The organism is Alteromonas sp. 5NW40-0090, assembly GCF_057552975.1.
Map to the genome: position 1 here is coordinate 228,244 of NZ_BAAJLT010000005.1, position 21,797 is coordinate 250,040.

Sequence of the window (21,797 nt, forward strand, 5' to 3'; positions counted from 1 at the left end):
TATAAGTTTGCATACTAAAGGCGGGCACGGGTAACAATCGTTACTAAACTAAGAATATAAAGTTAAAGCAAAAGTGTGCGTAAACTCAACGGTGCGCGCTTACCAAAAAGAGCATAAATGCTAAATGATAAGCGCGGCATTGCGAAGCACAATTAAATGAGAAGCACAATTAAACGCAGAGTTTAAAACTGCATTTCAGGTACATTGTCAGGAACAACAAGCTTTCCGCTCGTTTTCTCTTTAATTTCGTCAATGCTGACGCCCGGTGCACGTTCTTGAAGCACAAATGCGCCGTCTTCAACACTCAGCACTGCTAAGTCGGTAATAATGCGCGTAATACAGTTCACACCGGTTAACGGTAAGGTGCATTCGGTAAGTAGTTTTGGGTTACCGTGTTTGTCGGTATGGGTCATTGTAACGATGATGTTCTTTGCTCCAGCAACGAGATCCATAGCGCCGCCCATGCCTTTAACTAGTTTGCCTGGAATCATCCAAGAAGCAATGTTACCCGACACATCAACCTCAAATGCGCCAAGTACAGTAAAGTCAACGTGACCACCGCGGATCATGGCAAAACTCTCGGCGCTGCTAAAAATAGACGCGCCTGTGATAGCCGTTACCGTTTCTTTACCAGCGTTTATCATATCAGCGTCAATCTCACTTTCAGTCGGGTAACGTCCCATGCCCAAAAGACCATTTTCTGACTGCAACATCACACTAATGTCATCTGGCACATAGTTAGCGGCAAGGGTAGGGATACCTATGCCTAAATTTACGTAATCGCCATCTTTAAACTCTTGAGCGACGCGCATTGCGATTTGTTCTCTACTAAGCATTACACTGACTCCTTGCTAACTACACGGCGTTCAATACGTTTTTCAAATGAACCTTGAATAACACGGTTTACATAAATCCCTGGAGTGTGGATCTCGCTAGGGTTCAATTCACCAGGCTCTACAATTTCCTCTGCTTCTACCACAGTGATTTTACCTGCAGTAGCTGCCATAGGATTAAAGTTTTGTGCTGTATGGCGATAAATACAGTTTCCGTAAGTATCTGCTTTCCATGCTTTTACAATGGCAAAATCGCCAGTAATAGCATGTTCAAGAATATAAGGGCGACCGTTGAATTCTTTGACTTCTTTTCCTTCACCAACAGGCGTACCATAACCTGTGGCAGTGTAGAAAGCAGGAATGCCAGCACCACCAGCGCGCATTTTTTCAGCCAGCGTTCCTTGAGGTGTAAGCTCAACTTCCAACTCACCGTTAAGCAGTTGTTTTTCAAACAGGGCATTTTCACCTACATAAGAAGACACCATTTTTGCTATTTGTTTGTCTTCTAGTAACAGACCCAAGCCAAATCCATCTACACCGCAGTTATTTGAAACTACAGTAAGTCCTGATACGCCCATTTTCTTAACTTGGCCTATCAGTCCTTCGGGTATACCACACAACCCGAAACCGCCCGCAATAACTGTCATACCATTTTCAAGGCCAGCCATTGCTTCTTCGTATGAGGATACAACTTTGTTAAATCCCGCCATTCTCTATCTCCAATGCATTTGTTAAAAATAAGTATCAACATTGTTGCTTAATTTGTAAAATCGAATTAATCTTGTAATTAATAAATTTTATTTATTAATTGCTGGGATCAGTTGAAAAGTTTATGGATGTTTCATACCGTCAATTAAAAGCGTTTGTAGAAGTGGCCAAGTCATCAACCTTTGCTGAAGCCGCGGTAAATCTACATTTAACACAGCCAGCTTTGTCATCGGCAATTAAAAAAATGGAAGAGCAGTTAGGCGGTAAGTTATTTCAACGCAATACACGCAATGTTAGCCTAACACCAGAGGGAGAGGTGTTGTTTCCAAATGCTTTGAGGCTACTGCACGACTGGGACAATACATTTTCTGATATTCAAAATTTATTTGCTATGGCGAAAGGGCAGCTTACCATCTGCGCTATGCCATCATTTGCAGAATCTCACCTACCGAATATCTTGTCAGTTTTTCATCAACGTATTCCAAACGTTAACCTGCGAATAGTGGATGTGGTGATGGAGCAAGTTATCCATGAAGTTACTAGTGGTCGTAGTGAAATTGGTTTCTCGTTTGAACCAGAGCGAAAAGATGGTTTAGTATTTAAAGGCCTTTTCGCTGATAAGTTTGTTGTTGTGACCAATAAAGCACAATCAGCGCATTTCGGGGACAAGTTACATTGGCAGGACTGTCTAACACTTCCATTAGTGATGATGAATAGGGGGTCTGCGGTACGCCATTGGACCGAATCGAAGCTAGCGCAGTATGGCGAATTAAATATTATCGCTGAAACGGGGCAGTTATCTACGCTCGGAAAACTTATTCAAAATGGATTGGGTATTTCTATTATGCCGGCAATTTGTAAGCCCCAAATGGAGAGATTGGGGCTAGTGGCAAAAGAAATATTTGAAGAACCTTTGACTAAAAATATTGGAATAATAAGAAATGAGCGAAAAGGACTATCGCTACCGGCTCAATCGATGTGGGACTTAGCCCTTGCGCATTATGCAAGAAAGGCATAATGCGCCAAATAGACTCTTTGCAGAATCGAAACCTACCACTTTTTCTTCGGCGCAAAGAGTTCGTCTAGCTCGTCTCTTTCTTCTTCCTGCTTCTTAGCGCGATCCTTTTCGTTAACGCTCTTAAGGTTACTTTGTATATCGTGTAACCACTCATTAAGTGAAGCGAGCTTGGACGCAGAATATTCGTCTTGAGGATTTTGATTTTCTAGTGCAGTTTTTGCCTTCTCGAAATACTGTCTTGCGGATCCAAGCATATTGGTTTGTAATGCAGCACGGCCGCGCTTAATCAATGTTTCTACATTTACCTTTACTTGCAAGCGTTCAAGCTGCTTATCTTCATCCATGAACACCTTTGAATCGATTTGGCCTTTGCTATGCTCAGAACGAAGAATAATGCGGAGTCGTTTAACTGCTTGGATGTACTGAATAATCATCTTGTCATTATCAGGTAATGAAAATTCAGCTGTTGCCCCGGAGTTATCAGAGAGCGCCGCAGCAGTTGCTTGTTCGCTATTAGAAATTCTTTGCTTCAGTTCAGCAGTGCTGGATAACTCGTTAATTGCTTTAAGCGCATTGAGGATACGGTTGTGGAGGATGCCCATGATCCTTGACGAAACCGGCATGTTTACACTTGCAGCGATAACGTTTTCGGTTTCATCGACAAGGGTGCGTTGTTTAGCAAGCTCAGTACGTCGCTCCGCCTCTTGCTTTTGTCGATGTTGTTGTATTGCATTTATGAAAATAGCTGCAATAAGCAAGACAACAATTAAAATAATAATGATCACGTACATGCGTGTGTTTCCGTCTGTTTTTATTTCTTATAACGCCAGTTTTTTCTTAAACGCGAGCGTTACTTTCTGAATTATCTATTGTTATCGGACAATACTACGGTATTTTTACTTCAAATACACTTCCACCGAAACATCCACCATTTAATAGGGCAATAGTGCCATTTCTATCGCCTTGTGAATGCGCACTTGCAATAAGTTTGGCAAAAAATAGCCCCAGACCTGTCCGGCCTTGGCTTAATTCAAAGTCACACAAATCTTCGTGGCTTTTGGATAACATTTCGTCTGGGTAACCACTACCATCATCTTCAATTTTTAACGTCATAAAATCATTATCGTCGACATGCGCTGAAACAAGTATGTTTGATGTCCCATAGCGCATAGCGTTTATAATGACGTCATTCAAAAGTAAATAAATTAGCTCACTGTCCAAATACCAGCTCAAGTCTTCTTCAATATCAATGATTATATTAATATTTTTTTGAGCTACATAAAGTGCGTTTGAGCCAATAACGTCTTCTACTAAATCTTTTAGAAAACTTTCGTCAACCGTTATGGGTAGGCTTTCTAGCTCTGCTCTGTATAAAGAGAGGATCTGGACAAGGTTAGTGTTAAGCCTAGACGCTTCATAATGAACACTGGCAACTTGTTCTCTTGCTTTTGTGTTCCGCGGAGAGAGGGTATCGCTTAGCGTTTCAATAGACTGAATCAAAAGAAAAAGTGAGTTTTTCATATCGTGTACAGCTGCAGCTAGTACCGATGAAAAATCAATTGTGGATGTAACCTGTTTACTGCTACTCATTAACTATTAAACGCCGTGCGACTATTTCACCCTAAACATACTGTAGAAGAGATTGAACAATGAAGGGCAAATTACGCGTAAATTTGTAAAAAAATAAATAAATTCAACTTTATAATGCAAATTTTGTAATAGCAACTAGTAAAAAACAGTAGTTTTGGTTATAACGGTGGGAGTAACGTGTCAGTCTTTCCTTTAAACGGTGTAAAATATGAAGCTACAGCAACTACGCTATATCGTAGAAGTCCTCAATAATAATTTGAATGTGTCGGCAACTGCAGAGAGTTTGTATACCTCTCAACCTGGTATTAGCAAACAAGTTCGCATGTTAGAAGATGAGCTAGGCGTTCAAATTTTTGGCCGTAGTGGAAAGCACCTTACACACGTTACTGACGCAGGCAACGACGTAATTAATATTGCGCGTGAAATCTTGGCGAAAGTTGAAAGTATTAAAGCCGTGGCTAGAGAGCACACACTTCCTGACCAAGGTAAACTGAATATTGCTACTACCCATACGCAGGCCCGTTATGCATTACCTGATGTCATACAGGGTTTTATGAGCAAGTATCCCAAAGTTTCACTGCATATGCATCAAGGTACGCCATCGCAAATTAGCGACTTAGCAGCTAAAGGCGAAGCAGATTTTGCTATTGCCACAGAAGCTCTGCACTTATACAACGATTTGGTCATGCTTCCCTGTTATCACTGGAATCGCAGTGTAATCGTAAACAAAGATCATCCGCTGTCGAAAAAGGGCACTATCGATATTTCTGATATCGCAAAGTATCCATTAGTTACGTACGTTTTCGGTTTTACAGGACGGTCTGAGTTAGACCAAGCCTTCGAAAGGGCTGGGCTAACGCCAAAGATTGTATTCACCGCTACCGATGCCGACGTAATTAAGACTTATGTACGCTTAGGAGTAGGTATTGGCGTAATAGCCTCCATGGCAGTCAGTGAAGAACTAGATGATGATTTGGTAAAAATAGATGCAAGTCACTTATTCGATTACAGCACTACCAAAATTGGCTTTAGAAAAGGCTCGTTCTTAAGAAGCTACATGTACGACTTTATTGAACGTTTTGCGCCACACCTAACAAAAGACAAGGTCGAGAAGGCCATGATGTTGAAAAACAATGAGGAAGTTGAAAAGATGTTTAAAGGCGTAACGCTTCCGGTGAAATAAAGTTTTTTAGCTTGTGAGCATAAATTGAAAAAGGGGCAAATGCCCCTTTTTTGTATCTTATTGACTGATTTATCCGGCTTAGCACTCGATAATATTCACTGCTAGTCCACCTCGTGCGGTTTCCTTGTATTTAGTTTTCATATCGTTACCTGTATCGCGCATTGTTTTAATAACCTTATCTAATGAAACCTTCTGCTCACCAGTTCCGCGCAGAGCAAGACGAGAAGCATTAATGGCTTTGATTGCGCCCATGGCGTTTCGCTCAATGCATGGCACCTGAACAAGGCCACCAACAGGGTCACAGGTTAGACCTAGATTATGCTCCATACCTATTTCAGCAGCATTTTCAACCGAAGCGGCCGTACCACCCATAATTTCCGCTAACGCTCCTGCAGCCATTGAGCACGCAACACCCACTTCTCCTTGGCAGCCAACTTCAGCACCAGAAATCGACGCGTTTTCTTTGTAAAGAATACCAATGGCTCCAGCAGTAAGCAGGAAGCGGCTTGCTACTTCTTCATCCACAGGTCTGATAAATTTATCAACGTACTGTAGCACCGCTGGAATAATACCCGCTGCACCATTAGTTGGTGCGGTGACAACTCGGCCTCCAGCTGCGTTTTCTTCATTTACTGCTAAAGCGAACAAGTTCACCCAGTCCATGGTCTGCATGGGATCGTTCGTATGTTCAGTTTGAAGACGACGATACAAGCCAGGAGCACGACGTACCACTTTCAAACCGCCAGGCAAAATCCCTTCGCTTTCAATACCGCGTTGTATGCAGGCTTTCATTACTAACCAGATATTATGAAGTTGTTGTTTAACTTCGTGCTTTGGCCTAAAAGTCGCTTCGTTTCGCAGCATTAATGAGCTAATACTCAAACCATTATTCTTGCACAACGCTAAAAGGTCGCCAGCGGTTTTGAAAGGAAAGGGAACAGATGCCTGTAGGCTGGCTGCGTGAGCTTTAGTGGCGTCAAAGTCCTCATCTTTTATGATAAAACCACCGCCAATACTGTAATAAGTTTGCTGTTTTACAAGCTCATCTTTCGCGTACGCATAAAACGTTAAGGCATTAGCGTGTTTGGGGAGCGTTTTACGGCGGTGAAAAACAATGGCGTTTTTGTTAGGAAAGCGCACTAACTTCTGGCCATTAAGGCAAAGCTTTTCCGTGTTGCGTATTTCTTCAAGTTTAGTCTCGATGCTGTCCACATCGACAGCGTCTGGAAGTTCTCCTAGTAAACCGAGGATAACAGCTTTTCCTGTTCCGTGGCCGATACCGGTTTGGCCTAATGACCCAAACAGTTCAACTTTCACGCTATCCACTGAATCAAAAAGCGCAGCTTCCTGAGCGAGTTCGGTGACAAACTCGGCGCCTGCTTTCATTGGTCCTACGGTGTGCGAACTCGATGGGCCAATGCCCACGCTGAACATATCAAATACACTGATCATAAACTTTCAAAATTAAAACAAAGTAATAGTAAGATCATGCATCCACCACGGAAAAACCACAATACAGAAAAGCTAATAAAGGGATTAGTTTTGCTAATACGCTGTAAAGTTTAATTTATAGTACACGCAAGAGCGGATAAGCAAATACACAGGCTAAGGATGAATATGATGAGATAGATTGCGTAACATTGCCGCCGTTGCGCCCCATATCATGCGGTTTTTCCATGGGATAAAGTAAATTGGAAATGCCTTTTTATCGCGATGCGTCGTGTGAACTAAATGATTTCTTCTGTCTAAAACATGTGCTAGGGGCACTTCAAAAGCACTTTCTACCTCATTTTTATCAATAATCGGCGTAAAGTCAGGATTTACAAAGCCAACAATTGGCGCAATTTCATATCCGCTTATTGTTCGGTATCTAGGCAACATGCCTACTACGTCTACGTGAGTAGCGGGTAAACCAACTTCTTCTTCTGCTTCTCTAAGTGCCGCGTCAAAAAAAGAATTGTCAGCTTTGTCGACCGCGCCGCCTGGAAAACTGATTTGACCTGGATGATGCTTGAGGTGGTGCGCTCGTTCGGTAAGCAATAATTGAAGCGAATTCCCATAATCTATCAGGGGGATAAGCACAGCCGCAGGGCGTCCTGTTTTTCGCAACGGAAAATCTGGCTCGGTGTGAGGCTGCCTTAGGTGGTGAAACTGTGATAGAAATTCGTTCTTTGTCATAGATATTTGCTTACAACCTATATGCTTACCTTTGTGCTAACACATTACGTACAGATACTGTGCTATTGGTTAATTGATTCAAGTACTGGCAGTATTCTAGACACTTTATCTAGGGTTTCTTGATATTCTTCGCTAGAAACCGAATCTAGCACAATACCACCTCCGGCCCAGCAATGTAATCGACGGTTCTCTGCCAATACGGTTCTAATACAAATACTTGAATCCATGTCTTCACGAAAACCCATATAGAACACGCTGCCACAGTAGATATTCCGGCGGTGAGGCTCTAGCTCATCGATTACTTCCATCGCACGGATTTTCGGTGCTCCAGTTATTGACCCCCCAGGAAATGCTGATGCCAGAAGGGATAAAGGCGAAGAAGACTCATTCAATTTACCGGTTACCGTACTAACTAAATGGTGCACAGCCTGATAACTTTCAAGAGCAAAGAGTGCAGGTACGTTTACCGAGTGAGGTTTGCAGTGCTTTGAAATATCGTTGCGCAGCAGATCCACAATCATAAGATTTTCTGCACGATCTTTTTCTGCAGAGAGCAAGCTCTGTGCACTGGCTGCATCTTCTTTCTCGTCTTCAAATCGTGGGCGTGTACCCTTTATTGGTTTTGTTTCTACAACCCCATCTTTAACGCGTAGAAAGCGTTCTGGTGAAATGGAAGCGATACAGCCTTGGGGAAGGTTATAAAAAGCTGAAAATGGCGCTTGATTTTGATTGCGTAGCTCACAATAGGCTTGCCACACATTTCCTTCAAACGCTGCGCTAAAACGTTGCGCCATATTTACTTGGTAGCAGTCACCGGCACGCAAATAGGCGTGTATTTTATTCAAACAAGCTTCATAGTCCGTTTTAGATAAATTTGATTCGAACCGCGACGTTAACTTGAAATTTGGCTCAGATGTTTTGTCGTTGAACGAAGAAAAAACCTGAGTCAGCGGTTGACTATCAACCGAGCAATAATAGATATAACCTGTTTTTGTATCTTCAATAAGCGAACGAAGATAAAGGCCAACCGCGAAATCAGGGGTTTCGTAGTCATCTTTGGCGATGCTTGGCATCGTTTCATAAAAGCGCCCAGTGTCATAGCCTGCCATACCAGCCACACCGATAATGAAAGGGAGGTGCGCTGTATTTACACTGGCATGTATCTGCACATTTGAAACGCGCGCATGTAAGTGTGCTTGCACCGCTTCGAAGGGGGCCAGTGTCAAGTCTTGGCGCTTTGAAGTGTTTAGTTCGATAAGTTGAACCTTGTCACCTTTTGCTTCGATAACTGCAGAAGGCGAAAATGCCATAATATTGAAGCGACCTTCACTTTTCGACGAACCGGAAGTATCCAGTAAAAGAGAATATGGGTGTGAAGAGACTCGCTTAAAAAGTGCATTGAAAACGGCTGTGTTCTCGTCACAATTTAGCGTTAATATGTCGGCTAATTCCTCTGCAGTGAAACGGGAAACATGAACGTGAATAGTATCTGCGTGTGACATAGGTGTTTTCTGTACTTCTTTTTATCGTGGGCGTTTGGTGCTTGAATTAAGCACAAACTTCCTTCTATTTCTAACGGGCGTTGACAAATAAGGGCTAATAACTGATGACATTCGGCTGCTTTTTCAGATATTCCTTCAGCATAGTTTTTAAAAATGACTGGAATTAGCCACAAGCACATGGTTTTACATGGTGCGTTGTCTTTAGATGCGCTAGTATACGCTTTTTTAGCTAGCTAAGACCACGAAAGCCAAATAAAAAGAGGATGTCATGACCGTTATCCGTCAACAAGACTTCATTGACAGCATTGAAGATGCCCTGCAATTTATTTCTTATTATCACCCGCTTGATTACGTTAAAGCCGTAGAAGAAGCCTATAAAAAGGAAAAGAGCCAAGCCGCGAAAGACGCGATGGCACAAATTCTTATCAACTCACGCATGTCTGCAGAGGGTAAGCGCCCTTTGTGTCAAGACACGGGGATCGTAACCTGTTTTGTTAAAGTTGGTATGGGTGTGACGTGGGATAAAACTGACATGACCGTTCAAGAAATGGTTGATGAAGGTACACGTCGTGCATACCTTAATCCAGACAATCCACTTCGCGCCTCTATCGTTGCTGACCCTGCCGGTGCGCGTAAAAACACCAAAGACAATACGCCATCTGTTGTGCATATCGACATGGTAGCGGGTGAAAAGATCGAAGTAATGATCGCGGCTAAAGGCGGCGGCTCTGAAAACAAATCAAAAATGGTAATGCTAAACCCAAGCGATGATATTGCTGACTGGGTAGTAAAAACATTGCCGACAATGGGCGCTGGCTGGTGTCCGCCTGGAATGCTTGGTATAGGTATTGGCGGTACGGCTGAAAAAGCAGCAGTACTTGCGAAAGAAAGTCTTATGGACCCAGTAGACATTCAAGAGCTTATTGAGCGCGGCCCGCAAACTACCGACGAAAAACTTCGTTTAGAAATTTTTGACCGCGTAAATAAGTTGGGTATCGGTGCGCAAGGCCTAGGTGGTTTAACGACTGTTGTTGACGTTAAGATTAAGTCGCTACCTACTCACGCTGCGTCAAAACCTGTAGCAATGATCCCTAACTGTGCGGCGACTCGTCACGCACATTTCTATTTAGATGGTTCAGGTCCAGCGGAGCTTACGCCACCTAAGTTAGAAGACTGGCCAGAAGTAACCTGGGAAGTGAGCGAAAACACCCGCCGCGTCAACCTTGATGAAGTTACAAAAGAAGACATTCAAGAGTGGAAAGTAGGCGAAACGGTACTGCTGTCAGGTAAGATGCTTACCGGTCGTGATGCTGCTCACAAGCGCATTCAAACCATGATGGAAAACGGTGAAGGTTTGCCTGAGGGCGTTGACCTAACTAACCGCTTTATCTATTACGTTGGCCCTGTAGATGCAGTGGGTAACGAAGTGGTTGGTCCAGCTGGCCCCACAACGGCTACCCGTATGGATAAATTTACCGACATGATGCTAGAGAAAACAGGCCTTATTGGCATGATTGGAAAAGCAGAGCGTGGTCCAGCAACCGTTGACTCAATTGCTAAACATAAAGCGGTTTACCTAATGGCAGTTGGTGGTGCAGCATACCTTGTATCAAAAGCCATTAAGAAATCTCGCGTTGTTGCTTTTGAAGATTTAGGTATGGAAGCCATTTACGAGTTCGACGTAGAAGACATGCCAGTAACCGTTGCAGTAGATAGCACGGGTGCCAATGCTCATAAGAATGGCCCAGCCATTTGGAAAGCAAAAATTGAGGAACTTGATGCCTCGCTATCTAAATAGAGAGGAAGGCAAAACTTAAGATGCAGCGTTCTGCTTAAGAAAGCCAATTAGGTTTCTTGCCACGATACAAAAAACGGGTGCAATAGCACCCGTTTTCATTTGTGTAGTTTCATTTATTAAAGTTTTACGTGCTAGTCGTTTCGCCCCAACTCCATTTTAAATTTATACCAGTTGGTATATTTATCTGATTTTGTTTATAGTGCTGTACAAAATAACAGTATGAACGTGCACTATGTTAATTAACCTTATTTCTAGCGAACCCACTTCCTTTCTAATAGCCTTCGTAAGTGTGTGTGCTTTTTCACTTTATTCATTTATTCGAGGCCAGTCGAATGCCACCAAGATAGCGCAGCTTAAGCAAATCAATGAACAGCTACAAAATAACTTGAATAGCGAGCGTATTGCTATTGCCAAGCTTCAAGCACAAAACGATGCGCACCAAGCAAGAATTCAGGCGCTTCATGCTGCGCATGAAGATAAACTAGCGTCTATGAACGCATCTGAACAGCGTCTGCATACGCAATTCGAAAATCTAGCAAATCGTATATTCGAAGAAAAGCAACAGCGTTACACGCAACAAACCAAACACAATATAGAAGCTGTACTGGCACCGTTTAAGAACGAATTAGAGGGCTTCAAACGCCAAATATCTGAGCAGCATATACGTGAAGGCCAAGAACGAGCCTCACTTAAAACAGAGATTCTAAGTTTAAAGGCACTCAACCAGAAAATTACGGAAGAAGCTGCAGCGCTGACCAATGCACTAAAAGGTGACAATAAAAAGCAAGGAAACTGGGGCGAAGTAGTGCTTGAGCGGATACTCAAAGAATCTGGTTTACGCGAGGGTCATGAATTTGAAACTCAAATGTCAGCAACATCAGATCAAGGCAAGCGTTTTCAACCAGACGTCGTAGTTCATTTACCCAACGATAAAGACGTAATTATTGACTCAAAAGTAAGTCTTGCCGCGTATGAGCGCTATTACAATTGCGACAATGAAACCGAGAAGGCGCAATATTTAAGTCAACATGTAGCATCCATAAAAGGCCACATTAAGGGCCTTGGCGCAAAAGACTATCAAACCTTACAAGGCATTAAAACGCTGGATTACGTTTTGCTGTTTATCCCGATAGAGCCAGCATTTCTTATCGCAGTTGAAGAAGAGCCCGAATTAGTTACCATGGCACTAAATCACAACATAATGCTAGTAAGCCCCACAAATTTACTGGTTGCATTAAGAACCATTAACAATATTTGGCAATATGAATACCAAAATCAAAATGCCCAGCTAATTGCTGACCAAGCGGCAAAGCTTTACGACAAATTTGTTGGCTTTATCGTCGACATGGAAAAGGTAGGAAAGTCTATGGATAGCGCACAAGCAAGTTATGAGCAAGCCATGAATAAATTAACTAGCGGGCGAGGGAATATCGTCAGGCAAATTGAGAAGTTTCGTGAACTAGGGGTACAACCGAGTAAACGGATGTCTCAGCATTTACAGCAACTTTCTAACGACGATTAAAAAAGGCCGCGATTGCGGCCTTTTTACTTATGAAGAGAACGTTATGAACGTTTCATACGTCTACGTAGGTATACCGCTGGAGCTAGAAGCAGTGCAATCCAACCCATAGAACCACCAGACTTATCGTTAACTACGATAGTCACGCTATCTGTGGTTGTATCGATACCGTCGGTTGCTGTTACTTGAACGGTTACACGATTAGCTTGCTCGTGACTTGGTGCAGTTCCAGTAAATGACGTTGTCTCAACACCGTCAATAGTGATTGTAACGTCGTCACCGTCTGCGTCAGTGGCTGATGCGGTTACGGTGAACGACTCACCTTCGTCCACGCTAGATGGCGCAGAGATTGAAAGGACAGGTGCATCTTGTACGCCTGCAACCGCTACCGTTACCGTACCTTCGCCTACGATGTCGCCTTCAACAACTTCGCCTGCGTCGGTAGTGGTGCCCTCAACCTGAACTGTGTAGGTAAATGCGTCTTCACCGAAGAAGTCTGCATTTGGCGTGTAAGTAACCGTGCCATCATCGTTAACCGTCACTGTACCGTTTGCCGCTTCAGTAGTAACTGTAACAGTTGACGGGTCAAGTGGCGCTTTATCAATAGTGATAGGCGTAAACGTACGGAAGTCTCCTGAAAGCGATTCCATAGTAAACGTGTTAATGATGGTGCTATCCATTTCATTAGCAAGAATGTTAGCCGTTACCGACGCATCTTCGTTTACTGAAAGCATATCGTCCATATACTCGCTTGAAGGAACCACAGTACCTGCGTAGCTGATTGTTACTTCATCGCCTGCATTAGCCGTTAGTACGAACTCATCACCTTCAACTGGAAGGGTGCCTTGGAGGCCTGCTGACGTTAGTGAAGCAAGCGTAGTACCGACACTACCAGATGAATTCTCTGCACCAACAACAGTTGCATACACTGGCGTGTCCATTGGACCGTAAACAAAGTTCACGTTACCTGTTTCGTACTCAAACCATAGCTGGAAGTTAAAGCTTGTACCGTCTTCATTCCAAATCTGAGCATTTTCCCACTCAACAACGAAGTGACCTGTTGTCAGGCTTACCGCATAAATGCTACCCGTACCAGCGCCACCACCAGCTAAATCCAAGTCAGTCCAATATGGAGCAACAATGTTATTAGGCTCGCTTAGGTTAGGAAGCACTTCAGCAAACGGAGTAGTAATGTTACCTGAGCTTGTGCCTAGTGATACAAAACCATTTGAAGAAATCTGCATGGTAGTGTACTCAGCACCTAGATAGGTGATAGTACGCGGCAAGCTAATTTCAATAGACGCATCATCACACGCTCCAGAACACACAAGCGGAGCAACACCAATTGAAGCCATAGGTACGTATCTACCTAAGCCGAAGCCTTCAAGTAGGTCACCAATTGTGGTGTCTGCATTCATTGAGAATGACGCAGTGTTTAGTGCACCTTCCCAATATACCGTGCCTGATTGAGCGTCGTAGCTTACAGGTTCTTGGTTACCGTTTTTAACAGCAGAAATCGTAGACGGGTTGATGTCGTATTTGTGATCAATTTCACCAGAAATACTAATCATACCAGTAACATCAGTGTTAGTAGCAAATGCTTCAGTAACGACTAGTTCACCTTCAGCTGCGAATTGATTACTAACGTCACTATCGAATAACGAAGGCTCATCGCTGCTAATTGGATAAACCGCTACAGGGATAAAGTAATCTGTCGTAGTGTCGTCTGTATCTGTCCAGTTAATGCCACCAAAAGACCATGAACCCGTAGAGGCAGTAGTTACGTCTACCGCGACCATAATCTCAGCTGAAGCACCTGCTGCTAGGGTAGCCATTTGCGGTGTAACGGTTGCTACAATTGCAGGGTCGTTGAACATCGCTGTTGCATCAACAGTTACATCTTCGTCACTTGTATTTGTTACCGTTATAGACATTTCACAGTTCAGATAACAGTTACCATCTACTAGGCTCAAGTCGCTATAAGTAAGTTCAACACTAGTAGCACGAGGAAGATCTAGACGACCTGCACCCATGTCAAAGTTGTCTGCTTGAGTAGCTGCATCTTCTTTAAGTACATCACGGATAGAAGAAGTTACAAGGGCACTCTTAATTTGTTGTGCAGTCCAATCTGGGTGCATTTGTTTAAGTAGAGCCGCTGCGCCAGCTACGTGTGGAGACGCCATTGACGTACCACCTTTAAACGAGAAGTTCTCGCCTTCATGATTAGGAGCATCCGGAGATTCACCAGAGAAAATTCTTACACCCGGTGCGGCAATGTTCGGCTTAAGGAACGTTGGATCGCCGTTTGGACCACGTGAGCTAAAGTCGGCCATAATGTCCGCTAAGCTTTCAGATACAACGCGAACTACTTCAGCACCGATTGTAATGTTTACCGCTTCCTCAGTACCTGAGATTAGGGTTGCTAACTCTTGACCCGGCGTTGCAGGTACCATAAATGAAGGAACAGTCTGTTCTGGGCTAAGGCCGCCCATTAAGATAGGAGCTTCGCCGCGACCATCAACGTTGTGAATTACAACCGCAACTGCACCCGCAGCTTCAGCATTTTCAATTTTCGTTACGAATCCACATGTACCACGACTAATAAGCGCAATAGCACCGTCAAACGCACCAGCAGCAAACTCTTCACAACCTTCAACGTTAGCCTCTGCAACTTCACCAGCATAAACAACAGGTGCAGTTAAAGCGGTATCAAAAACGATGTTAGGGTTACCAACAGAGTAGAGCGCAGGGATAGTACCAATTGAAGTGTCACCTTCAATTGTCAACTCATTAGCAAATAAGCGATCTGTCGTTGTCGCAGCTACAGTAATAACGTCTTCAGAACAACCTGGGCAACCTATAGTCCCTTCACCTGGGCCATCATTACCCGCTGCAAATACTGTTACTACGCCAGCATCGTGCATGGCTTCAAGCACGTCCTCGTATACAGAACCATTAGGGTTACCGCCAGCGCCGCCGCCCCACGAGTTATTAACAACATCAGCGCCGTCTACAAGTGCAGCTTCTAACATTGATAGCAACATTGATGATGCACCGCTAGAAGATGCTGGGTTTGCCGGGGTAGCATAAAGACCTTTATAGGCCATTAAGTAGGCGGCTGGTGCAACACCAGAAATCTCTGCCTCAGCGCCGTCGCGCTCAGCCATTACACCGAAGTTACCTACGGCAGTACCGGCAACGTGCGTACCGTGACCGTTGAAACCTAGCGGGCTTTCATATTCTTCCTCAACAACAGCGAAACCTTCTACGATGTCAGCTGCACGCGCAACGATAAGCTTGTTGTTACAAAAATCAGGAACTTCTGAACAGTAATCGTCTGTAGGTAGCGTATCTGCAGCAGGCGCTTCAAAGTTCTCACCGCTAAACAGTGGGTTTTCTGGGCGAATACCACTATCAATAACGGCTACTTTTACACCAGCACCAGCGCTTTCTTTACCGCCAAATTGTTCCCACGTCTCAACAGCACCAATTAGGTCAAGACTTGCGTCCATTTGCGCATGATGAATAACATCTGGGTAGACTGCTTTAACATTTGACAGGCTTGAAAGCTTATCAAGTGAGCTTTTAGATACGATACCCGCAAAGCCGTTGAATGCTGCTGTGTAAGATAGGTCAGCTTTAAATGATTTATCGAAAGCTCTAATTTGTTGGATAACAGATTGCTGTTTAGCAGCTAGGAATGATTTGTATTCCTTTGCGGCGTTAGAAGCAAAGTTAACCTTTTGACCTTTGTGCGCAGACATGCTGCTTACACTTGGATTTACTCCACTAAACTGTGCCATTGGGGCATCGTTCAGTTGGATAATTACACGAACACTATCGCTGTTTACTTGGATAGCGTTTGCAAGAATGTTTTTCTTGTCGAAAGATGCTTCGATAGCGTTTTGTTGTTCAACGCTATGACCGGAAATTTGATTTGATAGTGCAAACGCACCAAAAGCAGAACCTGCTAAGGCGGTGGCAACTACCGTGCTAATAATTGTTTTTTTCATAATTATTCTCGTGTGAAAAGTTCCCTGGGTCTGACGATCTTTGTAACGCTCTAAAGGTCATTTGCCTTTTTAATCACTTCAAGTCGTCATGACACATTTATTGTTAGCACACTTTTTGAGGTTATGTAATGTGTATTTCAGAAATACACAATTTACATATTTTGTTACATTTGGAAGAAGCTTGGTCATGAAATAAAACTAGAAAATTTACGCGTAAAAGTGCAGGGAATCCGCATATTTATTGAAATAAAATTACATAAATAAACATTTAATATAACGAACCTCAATACAGAAACGCACTTTCCTGATGAGGAATATCCTACTGTGTTATCATATAATTTACATATGTTTTACGTTTTTAGGACGATTATCCTTCCCAACCAAACTAAATGAGTATGGCTATTTCACCCATTTAAAAAAATACCTTTTAATAAGTAAGACACTCCTGCTTCTCCTCATCTAGCATATTCCAAACTCTATAAGTCGCTATTAACCCTCATATTTAAGGGGAACAAACGTGAAAGACAGAAATCATTTGGCCGAAGTAAAAACAACAAATAAGGTCGAAATTATTACTAAAGGGGTTGTTGATATCCCAATGCTGCAAATCCTTTCTGCTGAAGGTGAACTCATTGAGAAAGCAGTCGAACCTGACCTTAGCAAAGAAGAGGCATTAAAAATATTTAATACCATGCACTACATACGTGTATTAGATGAGCGTATGGTGGGTGCACAGCGCCAAGGTCGTATTAGTTTTTACTTGGCAAGCACAGGTGAAGAAGCAGCGTCAGTAGCAAGTGCTGCAGCATTATCAGACGACGACATGATCATGTCTCAGTACCGTGAGCAGGGCGCATTAGCGTACCGCGGGTACACCACAGAACAATTCATGAACCAAATGTTTAGCAATAAAGACGACCCGAACAAAGGACGTCAGATGCCTATCCATTATGGTGACAAGCCACTCAACTTCATGACCATATCATCACCGCTAGGCACACAGATCCCTCAAGCATCTGGTTACGCTTATGGCCAGAAAATGTCCGGTAAAGATGTGGTTACTATCTGTTACTTCGGTGAAGGTGCAGCGTCAGAAGGAGACTTCCACGCAGGGTTAAACATGGCGGCGGTACTTAACTGCCCAGTTATTTTCTTTTGCCGTAATAATGGCTACGCCATTTCAACACCAGCAGAAGAACAGTTCGCGGGCGACGGCATTGCTTCTCGTGGTTTGGGTTACGGTATTAAAACCATCCGTGTTGATGGTAACGATGCGTTAGCCATCTACGCAGCTACAAAAGAAGCGCGTCGTATTGCCATTGAAGAGAAATGTCCTGTGCTTATTGAATCCATGACCTATCGTTTAGCGGCTCACTCCACGTCGGATGATCCAACAGGCTATCGCTCTCGTGAAGAAGAAGATAAGTGGCGTGCAAAAGATCCTATCGCTCGTATGGCGAAATGGTTAGACAGCAAGGGCTGGTTTGACGAAGCGGAGAACCAAAAGCGCGTCGATAAAGCAAGACAAGACGTATTAGCTGCAATGAAGAGTTGCGAAAAGACAGACGTCTGTGCCATTGAGGATATTGTTGAAGACGTATACGACACACCGCCTTGGCATTTAAAAGAGCAACTTAGTGAACTGAAAGCGCATATTAAGAAGTACCCGAAGATGTACCCTAAAACAGCAGGGAGAGTAAAGTAATGGCTAAGATGAACCTACTTCAAGCGATAAACAATGCACTCATCACAGCCATGACCGAAGATGAAAAAGTAATGGTCTTCGGTGAAGACGTGGGCCATTTTGGTGGCGTGTTCCGTGCAACCAGTCACCTTCAGGAAAAATTCGGCAAAGCACGTTGCTTTAACACGCCACTTACTGAGCAAGGCATTATCGGCTTTGCCAACGGCTTAGCTTCACAAGGCTCTGTACCTGTTGCTGAAATTCAATTTGGTGATTACATTTTCCCTGCGTTCGATCAAATTGTGAACGAGACGGCTAAATGGCGCTACCGTTCAGGCGGTCAGTTCGATGTTGGTACGCTAACAATTCGTACACCTTATGGTGGCGGTATCGCAGGCGGCCACTACCACAGTCAATCACCAGAGGCATTCTTCGCTCACTGCCCAGGGTTAAAGATTGTTATCCCTCGTGACCCATATCAGGCGAAAGGTTTGTTGCTTGCGTCAATTCGCGATAAAAACCCCGTATTGTTTATGGAGCCTAAACGTCTTTACCGTGCTTCTGTATCGGAAGTGCCTGAAGAAGATTACGAACTGCCATTAGGTAAGGCAGATATTGTTCAAGAAGGTAGCGATATCACCTTATTAGGGTGGGGCGCGCAAATAGAAATTCTGCAAAAAGCTGCAGAAATGGCTCTTGAAGATGGTGTGTCGTGTGAAATTATCGATTTACGCAGCATATTACCGTGGGACGTTGAAACGGTTATGCAATCTGTAATGAAAACAGGTCGCTTATTGATAAACCACGAAGCACCGCTAACGGGTGGCTTTGCGAGTGAAATCGCAGCGAGCATTCAGGAACGTTGTTTCTTATATCTTGAAGCGCCTATTGCAAGAGTGTGTGGTTTAGACACGCCGTATCCTTTGGCGCACGAAAAAGAATATATGCCAGATGAAACAAAGACGTACGAAGCCATAAAACGTACGCTTCACTACTAAGCCGGGGGACGATGAAATGACAATTGAATTTATCTTACCGGACATTGGTGAAGGTATAGTTGAATGCGAACTTCTGGAATGGTTAGTTTCTGAAGGTGAGCATATAGAAGAAGATCAACCTGTCGCGGAAGTAATGACCGACAAGGCTACCGTGCAAATTCCTGCAATGCATGCGGGTGTGGTTAATAAACTGCATTACGCGGTAGGCGATATTGCTAAAGTGCACGCACCGTTATTCTCTATGACGCCAGATGATGCCGACGCTAACTCAGATACACAAGAAGACGTGCAAGCGGAAGTAAAAGACAATGCGTCTGAAAAAGCGACAGCGAATGATAGTGCTTCTTCAGGCGCTTCAAACGGCAAGCACATCGAAGACTTTATTTTGCCAGATATTGGTGAAGGTATTGTCGAGTGCGAAATTGTGAAATGGAACGTGGCTGAAGGCGATGAAATTGAAGAAGATCAAGCCGTTGTAGAAGTGATGACCGACAAGGCAGTGGTAGAGATCCCCGCTAAAAACGCAGGTACCGTGCATCGTCTTTATTATGCGCAAGGCGATATAGCGAAAGTGCATAGTGCATTGTTTGCGCTAGAAGTTGCCGGTGAAGTCACAACTACTAGCGGTACTAATGACGAATCGCCATCGGCAAACAACAGTGCTTCAAGCGTTGCATCTCAAAGTTCAGTGAACACGCAAACAAACGGTTCAAGTCAGCAATCAGCGCAAGTTGCTCCTTCAAAATTCAGCGACGGCGAATACGAGCCACCTATCGCTATAGAAGGTAAGGTGTTGGCTAGCCCCGCGGTAAGACGTGTTGCAAGAGAAATGAATATCGACCTTTCTACTGTGGAAGGCTCGGGAAAAAAGGGGCGGATCCTTAAGTCTGACGTGTTGAATCTACAACATCCGAATGTTGACACGTCGTCTCAAAATTCGACATCTTCTGCGCCAAGCTCATCTAACGCAGAAAAAGGTGATTCGAATAGCACAAGCACTGTGCTTAAAGGCAGCGTTAGAACAGAAAAAGTACGCGGTATTCAGGCCGCTATGGCGAAACAAATGTCGGCTTCGGTCTATACTATCCCGCACTTCACAGTCAGTGACGAGTTGGTAATGGACAACCTGATGGCGCTACGCAAGCTGCTTAAACCTGAATTTGAAGCGAAGAATGTAAAACTCAGCTTTATGCCGTTTTTCGTTAAAGCAATGTCATTGGCACTTAATGAGTTCCCTGTCATTAACAGTCAGCTTAACGAAGACGCCACTGAGATAAGCTACTTCACAGATCACAATATTGGTTTTGCAGTAGACTCTAAAATTGGTTTGCTTGTACCCAATATTAAACGCGTACAAGACCTCTCGCTTTTAGATATTGCTGTTCAAATGCAGGATATTATCGAACAATCCAGAGCGGGCCGCGTGGCTGGCGAGCACCTAAAAGGCGGTACGATTAGTATCTCTAATATCGGCGCAATAGGCGGTATTACCGCAACGCCAGTAATTAACAAGCCAGAAGCTGCCATTGTTGCTCTTGGCAAAACGCAGAAACTTCCACGCTTTGACGATGAAGGGAATGTTAGCGCGCAAAATATCATGGCGGTTAATTGGTCTGGCGACCACCGTATTATTGATGGTGCGACTATGGTGCGATTCAATAATCTATGGATGAGTTACCTAACTCAGCCGGAAAAAATGTTGATGCACCTTAAGTGATATCATCCAAAGCAATTTGATTTGCAGTAGCAATATTTTTAAAGGGCCAATAGTAAAACTATTGGCCCTTTTTTGTTTTGTATACCTCAAAGCGCGTTGACGTTATTATAGAGCACTATAAACAAACGAAAATTTTACTGAGGTTTTGTGCTTAGTTATCAACATGCCTTTCATGCGGGCAACCACGCTGATGTCATCAAACATCTTTGTTGGATTGGCGTTATCAACGCATTAAAGAAAAAAGATAAACCTTTTACGCTTTTCGACACCCACGCAGGCGCGGGCGCGTACGATCTAACCGATGCCATGTCATCAAAAAATAAAGAGTACGAGACAGGTATTTCTCGTTTGCTTATAGATGATAAAGGCGTTCAGGGCTTGCCAAATTTGTTGGCCGACTATTTATCGTTGTGTGAACCGTTTTTAGCACAACAACAATATCCGGGCTCACCGGCAATAAGCGCAAAAGCGAAAAGAGACGGTGATAACTTACACCTCATGGAACTTCATCCTGCGGAATTCGATAAATTAGACAGCAACGTATCCCGTTTACGTACCCTTAATAGCCACGTCCATAAACGTGACGGGTACGAAGGTCTTCGCGCACTCACGCCACCTAAACCCAATCGCGGTGCTATTTTAATCGACCCTCCTTATGAGCGCGTGAATGAATATAGCGACCTTGTTAAGGGTGTGGAACAGGTATTTAAACGCTGGCAGCAGGCACAAATCGTAGTGTGGTATCCACTATTGTCAGAGAGGGCTGGTGCCAAAAGTGGTGCAAGTGAAGCTATGTGTGAAAAGCTTGCAGCAATGGGTAAACCCTGTTTTAAAGCAGAAATATGCGTGGAAGAAAATGCCGCTGATGCCGGAATGTATGGTTCGGGCGTATTCGTGCTAAACCCGCCTTGGCAGCTAGATGCTAATTTAAAAAGCGCGTTGGAAAGCGTTGTTGGTATGCTAGGTGAGAATGAAGCTGGTTATCACGCTACCGCGAATGTTACCTGGATAAACGAAGATAATTGACCGCTGACTGTAAAGTCTAACAATGGAAAG

General features: G+C 43.7%; 16 protein-coding genes. 8 read left to right on the plus strand and 8 right to left on the minus strand.

Annotated features, from left to right (window positions below; genetic code table 11):
* Nucleotides 1-182: 182 nt before the first annotated feature.
* Together AC27KT_RS08190 and AC27KT_RS08195 are read right to left on the minus strand one after the other, a co-directional pair.
* Complete coding sequence (locus AC27KT_RS08190) at nucleotides 183-836, minus strand: CoA transferase subunit B (RefSeq protein ID WP_487128948.1); 654 nt, start codon at nucleotides 834-836, stop codon at nucleotides 183-185.
* Nucleotides 836-1,543 (minus strand): CoA transferase subunit A, encoded by a 708-nt coding sequence (locus AC27KT_RS08195; protein WP_487128950.1) that lies wholly within the window; start codon nucleotides 1,541-1,543, stop codon nucleotides 836-838. The genes AC27KT_RS08190 and AC27KT_RS08195 overlap by 1 nt, the downstream gene beginning before the upstream one ends.
* 122 nt (nucleotides 1,544-1,665) lie before the next feature.
* Between AC27KT_RS08195 and AC27KT_RS08200 the strand changes: the two genes are divergently transcribed.
* A complete protein-coding gene (locus AC27KT_RS08200; protein ID WP_487128952.1) occupies nucleotides 1,666-2,559 on the plus strand; it encodes a LysR family transcriptional regulator in 894 nt (297 codons plus the stop codon).
* A gap of 32 nt (nucleotides 2,560-2,591) precedes the next feature.
* Here the strand turns inward: AC27KT_RS08200 and AC27KT_RS08205 are convergent, their stop codons facing one another.
* Both AC27KT_RS08205 and AC27KT_RS08210 read right to left on the minus strand, forming a co-directional pair.
* Entirely contained in the window at nucleotides 2,592-3,350 is a 759-nt protein-coding gene (locus AC27KT_RS08205) for a hypothetical protein (protein WP_487128954.1), read from the minus strand.
* Between the two features lie 94 nt (nucleotides 3,351-3,444).
* Entirely contained in the window at nucleotides 3,445-4,149 is a 705-nt protein-coding gene (locus AC27KT_RS08210; RefSeq protein WP_487128956.1) for a sensor histidine kinase, read from the minus strand.
* 208 nt (nucleotides 4,150-4,357) lie between these two features.
* Here AC27KT_RS08210 and cysB point away from each other — a divergent pair, with 208 nt between their 5' ends.
* On the plus strand, nucleotides 4,358-5,332 hold the full coding sequence (gene cysB, locus AC27KT_RS08215) for an HTH-type transcriptional regulator CysB (protein ID WP_014949524.1): 975 nt from the start codon (nucleotides 4,358-4,360) through the stop codon (nucleotides 5,330-5,332).
* A gap of 78 nt (nucleotides 5,333-5,410) precedes the next feature.
* Here cysB and AC27KT_RS08220 read toward each other — a convergent pair whose 3' ends face one another.
* The 3 genes from AC27KT_RS08220 to pabB all read right to left on the minus strand — a co-directional run bounded on the left by AC27KT_RS08220 (nucleotide 5,411) and on the right by pabB (nucleotide 9,012).
* Complete coding sequence (locus AC27KT_RS08220) at nucleotides 5,411-6,784, minus strand: L-serine ammonia-lyase (protein WP_487128959.1); 1,374 nt, start codon at nucleotides 6,782-6,784, stop codon at nucleotides 5,411-5,413.
* A gap of 153 nt (nucleotides 6,785-6,937) precedes the next feature.
* Complete coding sequence (locus AC27KT_RS08225; protein WP_487128961.1) at nucleotides 6,938-7,510, minus strand: CoA pyrophosphatase; 573 nt, start codon at nucleotides 7,508-7,510, stop codon at nucleotides 6,938-6,940.
* 62 nt (nucleotides 7,511-7,572) lie between these two features.
* Complete coding sequence (gene pabB, locus AC27KT_RS08230) at nucleotides 7,573-9,012, minus strand: aminodeoxychorismate synthase component I (protein ID WP_487128963.1); 1,440 nt, start codon at nucleotides 9,010-9,012, stop codon at nucleotides 7,573-7,575.
* 268 nt (nucleotides 9,013-9,280) lie between these two features.
* Here pabB and AC27KT_RS08235 point away from each other — a divergent pair, with 268 nt between their 5' ends.
* Nucleotides 9,281-10,810, plus strand: a complete 1,530-nt coding sequence (locus AC27KT_RS08235; RefSeq protein WP_136781537.1) for a fumarate hydratase — start codon at nucleotides 9,281-9,283, stop codon at nucleotides 10,808-10,810.
* A gap of 232 nt (nucleotides 10,811-11,042) precedes the next feature.
* Nucleotides 11,043-12,332, plus strand: a complete 1,290-nt coding sequence (gene rmuC / locus AC27KT_RS08240) for a DNA recombination protein RmuC (RefSeq protein ID WP_487128965.1) — start codon at nucleotides 11,043-11,045, stop codon at nucleotides 12,330-12,332.
* A gap of 41 nt (nucleotides 12,333-12,373) precedes the next feature.
* On the opposite strand, the gene AC27KT_RS08245 is transcribed toward rmuC, so the two are convergent.
* Entirely contained in the window at nucleotides 12,374-16,342 is a 3,969-nt protein-coding gene (locus AC27KT_RS08245; RefSeq protein ID WP_487128967.1) for a S8 family serine peptidase, read from the minus strand.
* A gap of 517 nt (nucleotides 16,343-16,859) precedes the next feature.
* Here AC27KT_RS08245 and AC27KT_RS08250 point away from each other — a divergent pair.
* From AC27KT_RS08250 to AC27KT_RS08265, 4 genes are all read left to right on the plus strand, one after another.
* Nucleotides 16,860-18,047, plus strand: a complete 1,188-nt coding sequence (locus AC27KT_RS08250) for a thiamine pyrophosphate-dependent dehydrogenase E1 component subunit alpha (RefSeq protein WP_487128969.1) — start codon at nucleotides 16,860-16,862, stop codon at nucleotides 18,045-18,047.
* Entirely contained in the window at nucleotides 18,047-19,024 is a 978-nt protein-coding gene (locus AC27KT_RS08255) for an alpha-ketoacid dehydrogenase subunit beta (protein ID WP_061095031.1), read from the plus strand. The genes AC27KT_RS08250 and AC27KT_RS08255 overlap by 1 nt, the downstream gene beginning before the upstream one ends.
* A gap of 16 nt (nucleotides 19,025-19,040) precedes the next feature.
* Entirely contained in the window at nucleotides 19,041-20,741 is a 1,701-nt protein-coding gene (locus AC27KT_RS08260; RefSeq protein WP_487128972.1) for a dihydrolipoyllysine-residue acetyltransferase, read from the plus strand.
* A gap of 147 nt (nucleotides 20,742-20,888) precedes the next feature.
* Nucleotides 20,889-21,767 (plus strand): 23S rRNA (adenine(2030)-N(6))-methyltransferase RlmJ, encoded by an 879-nt coding sequence (locus AC27KT_RS08265; protein WP_487128974.1) that lies wholly within the window; start codon nucleotides 20,889-20,891, stop codon nucleotides 21,765-21,767.
* The last annotated feature ends 30 nt before the right edge of the window (nucleotides 21,768-21,797 follow it).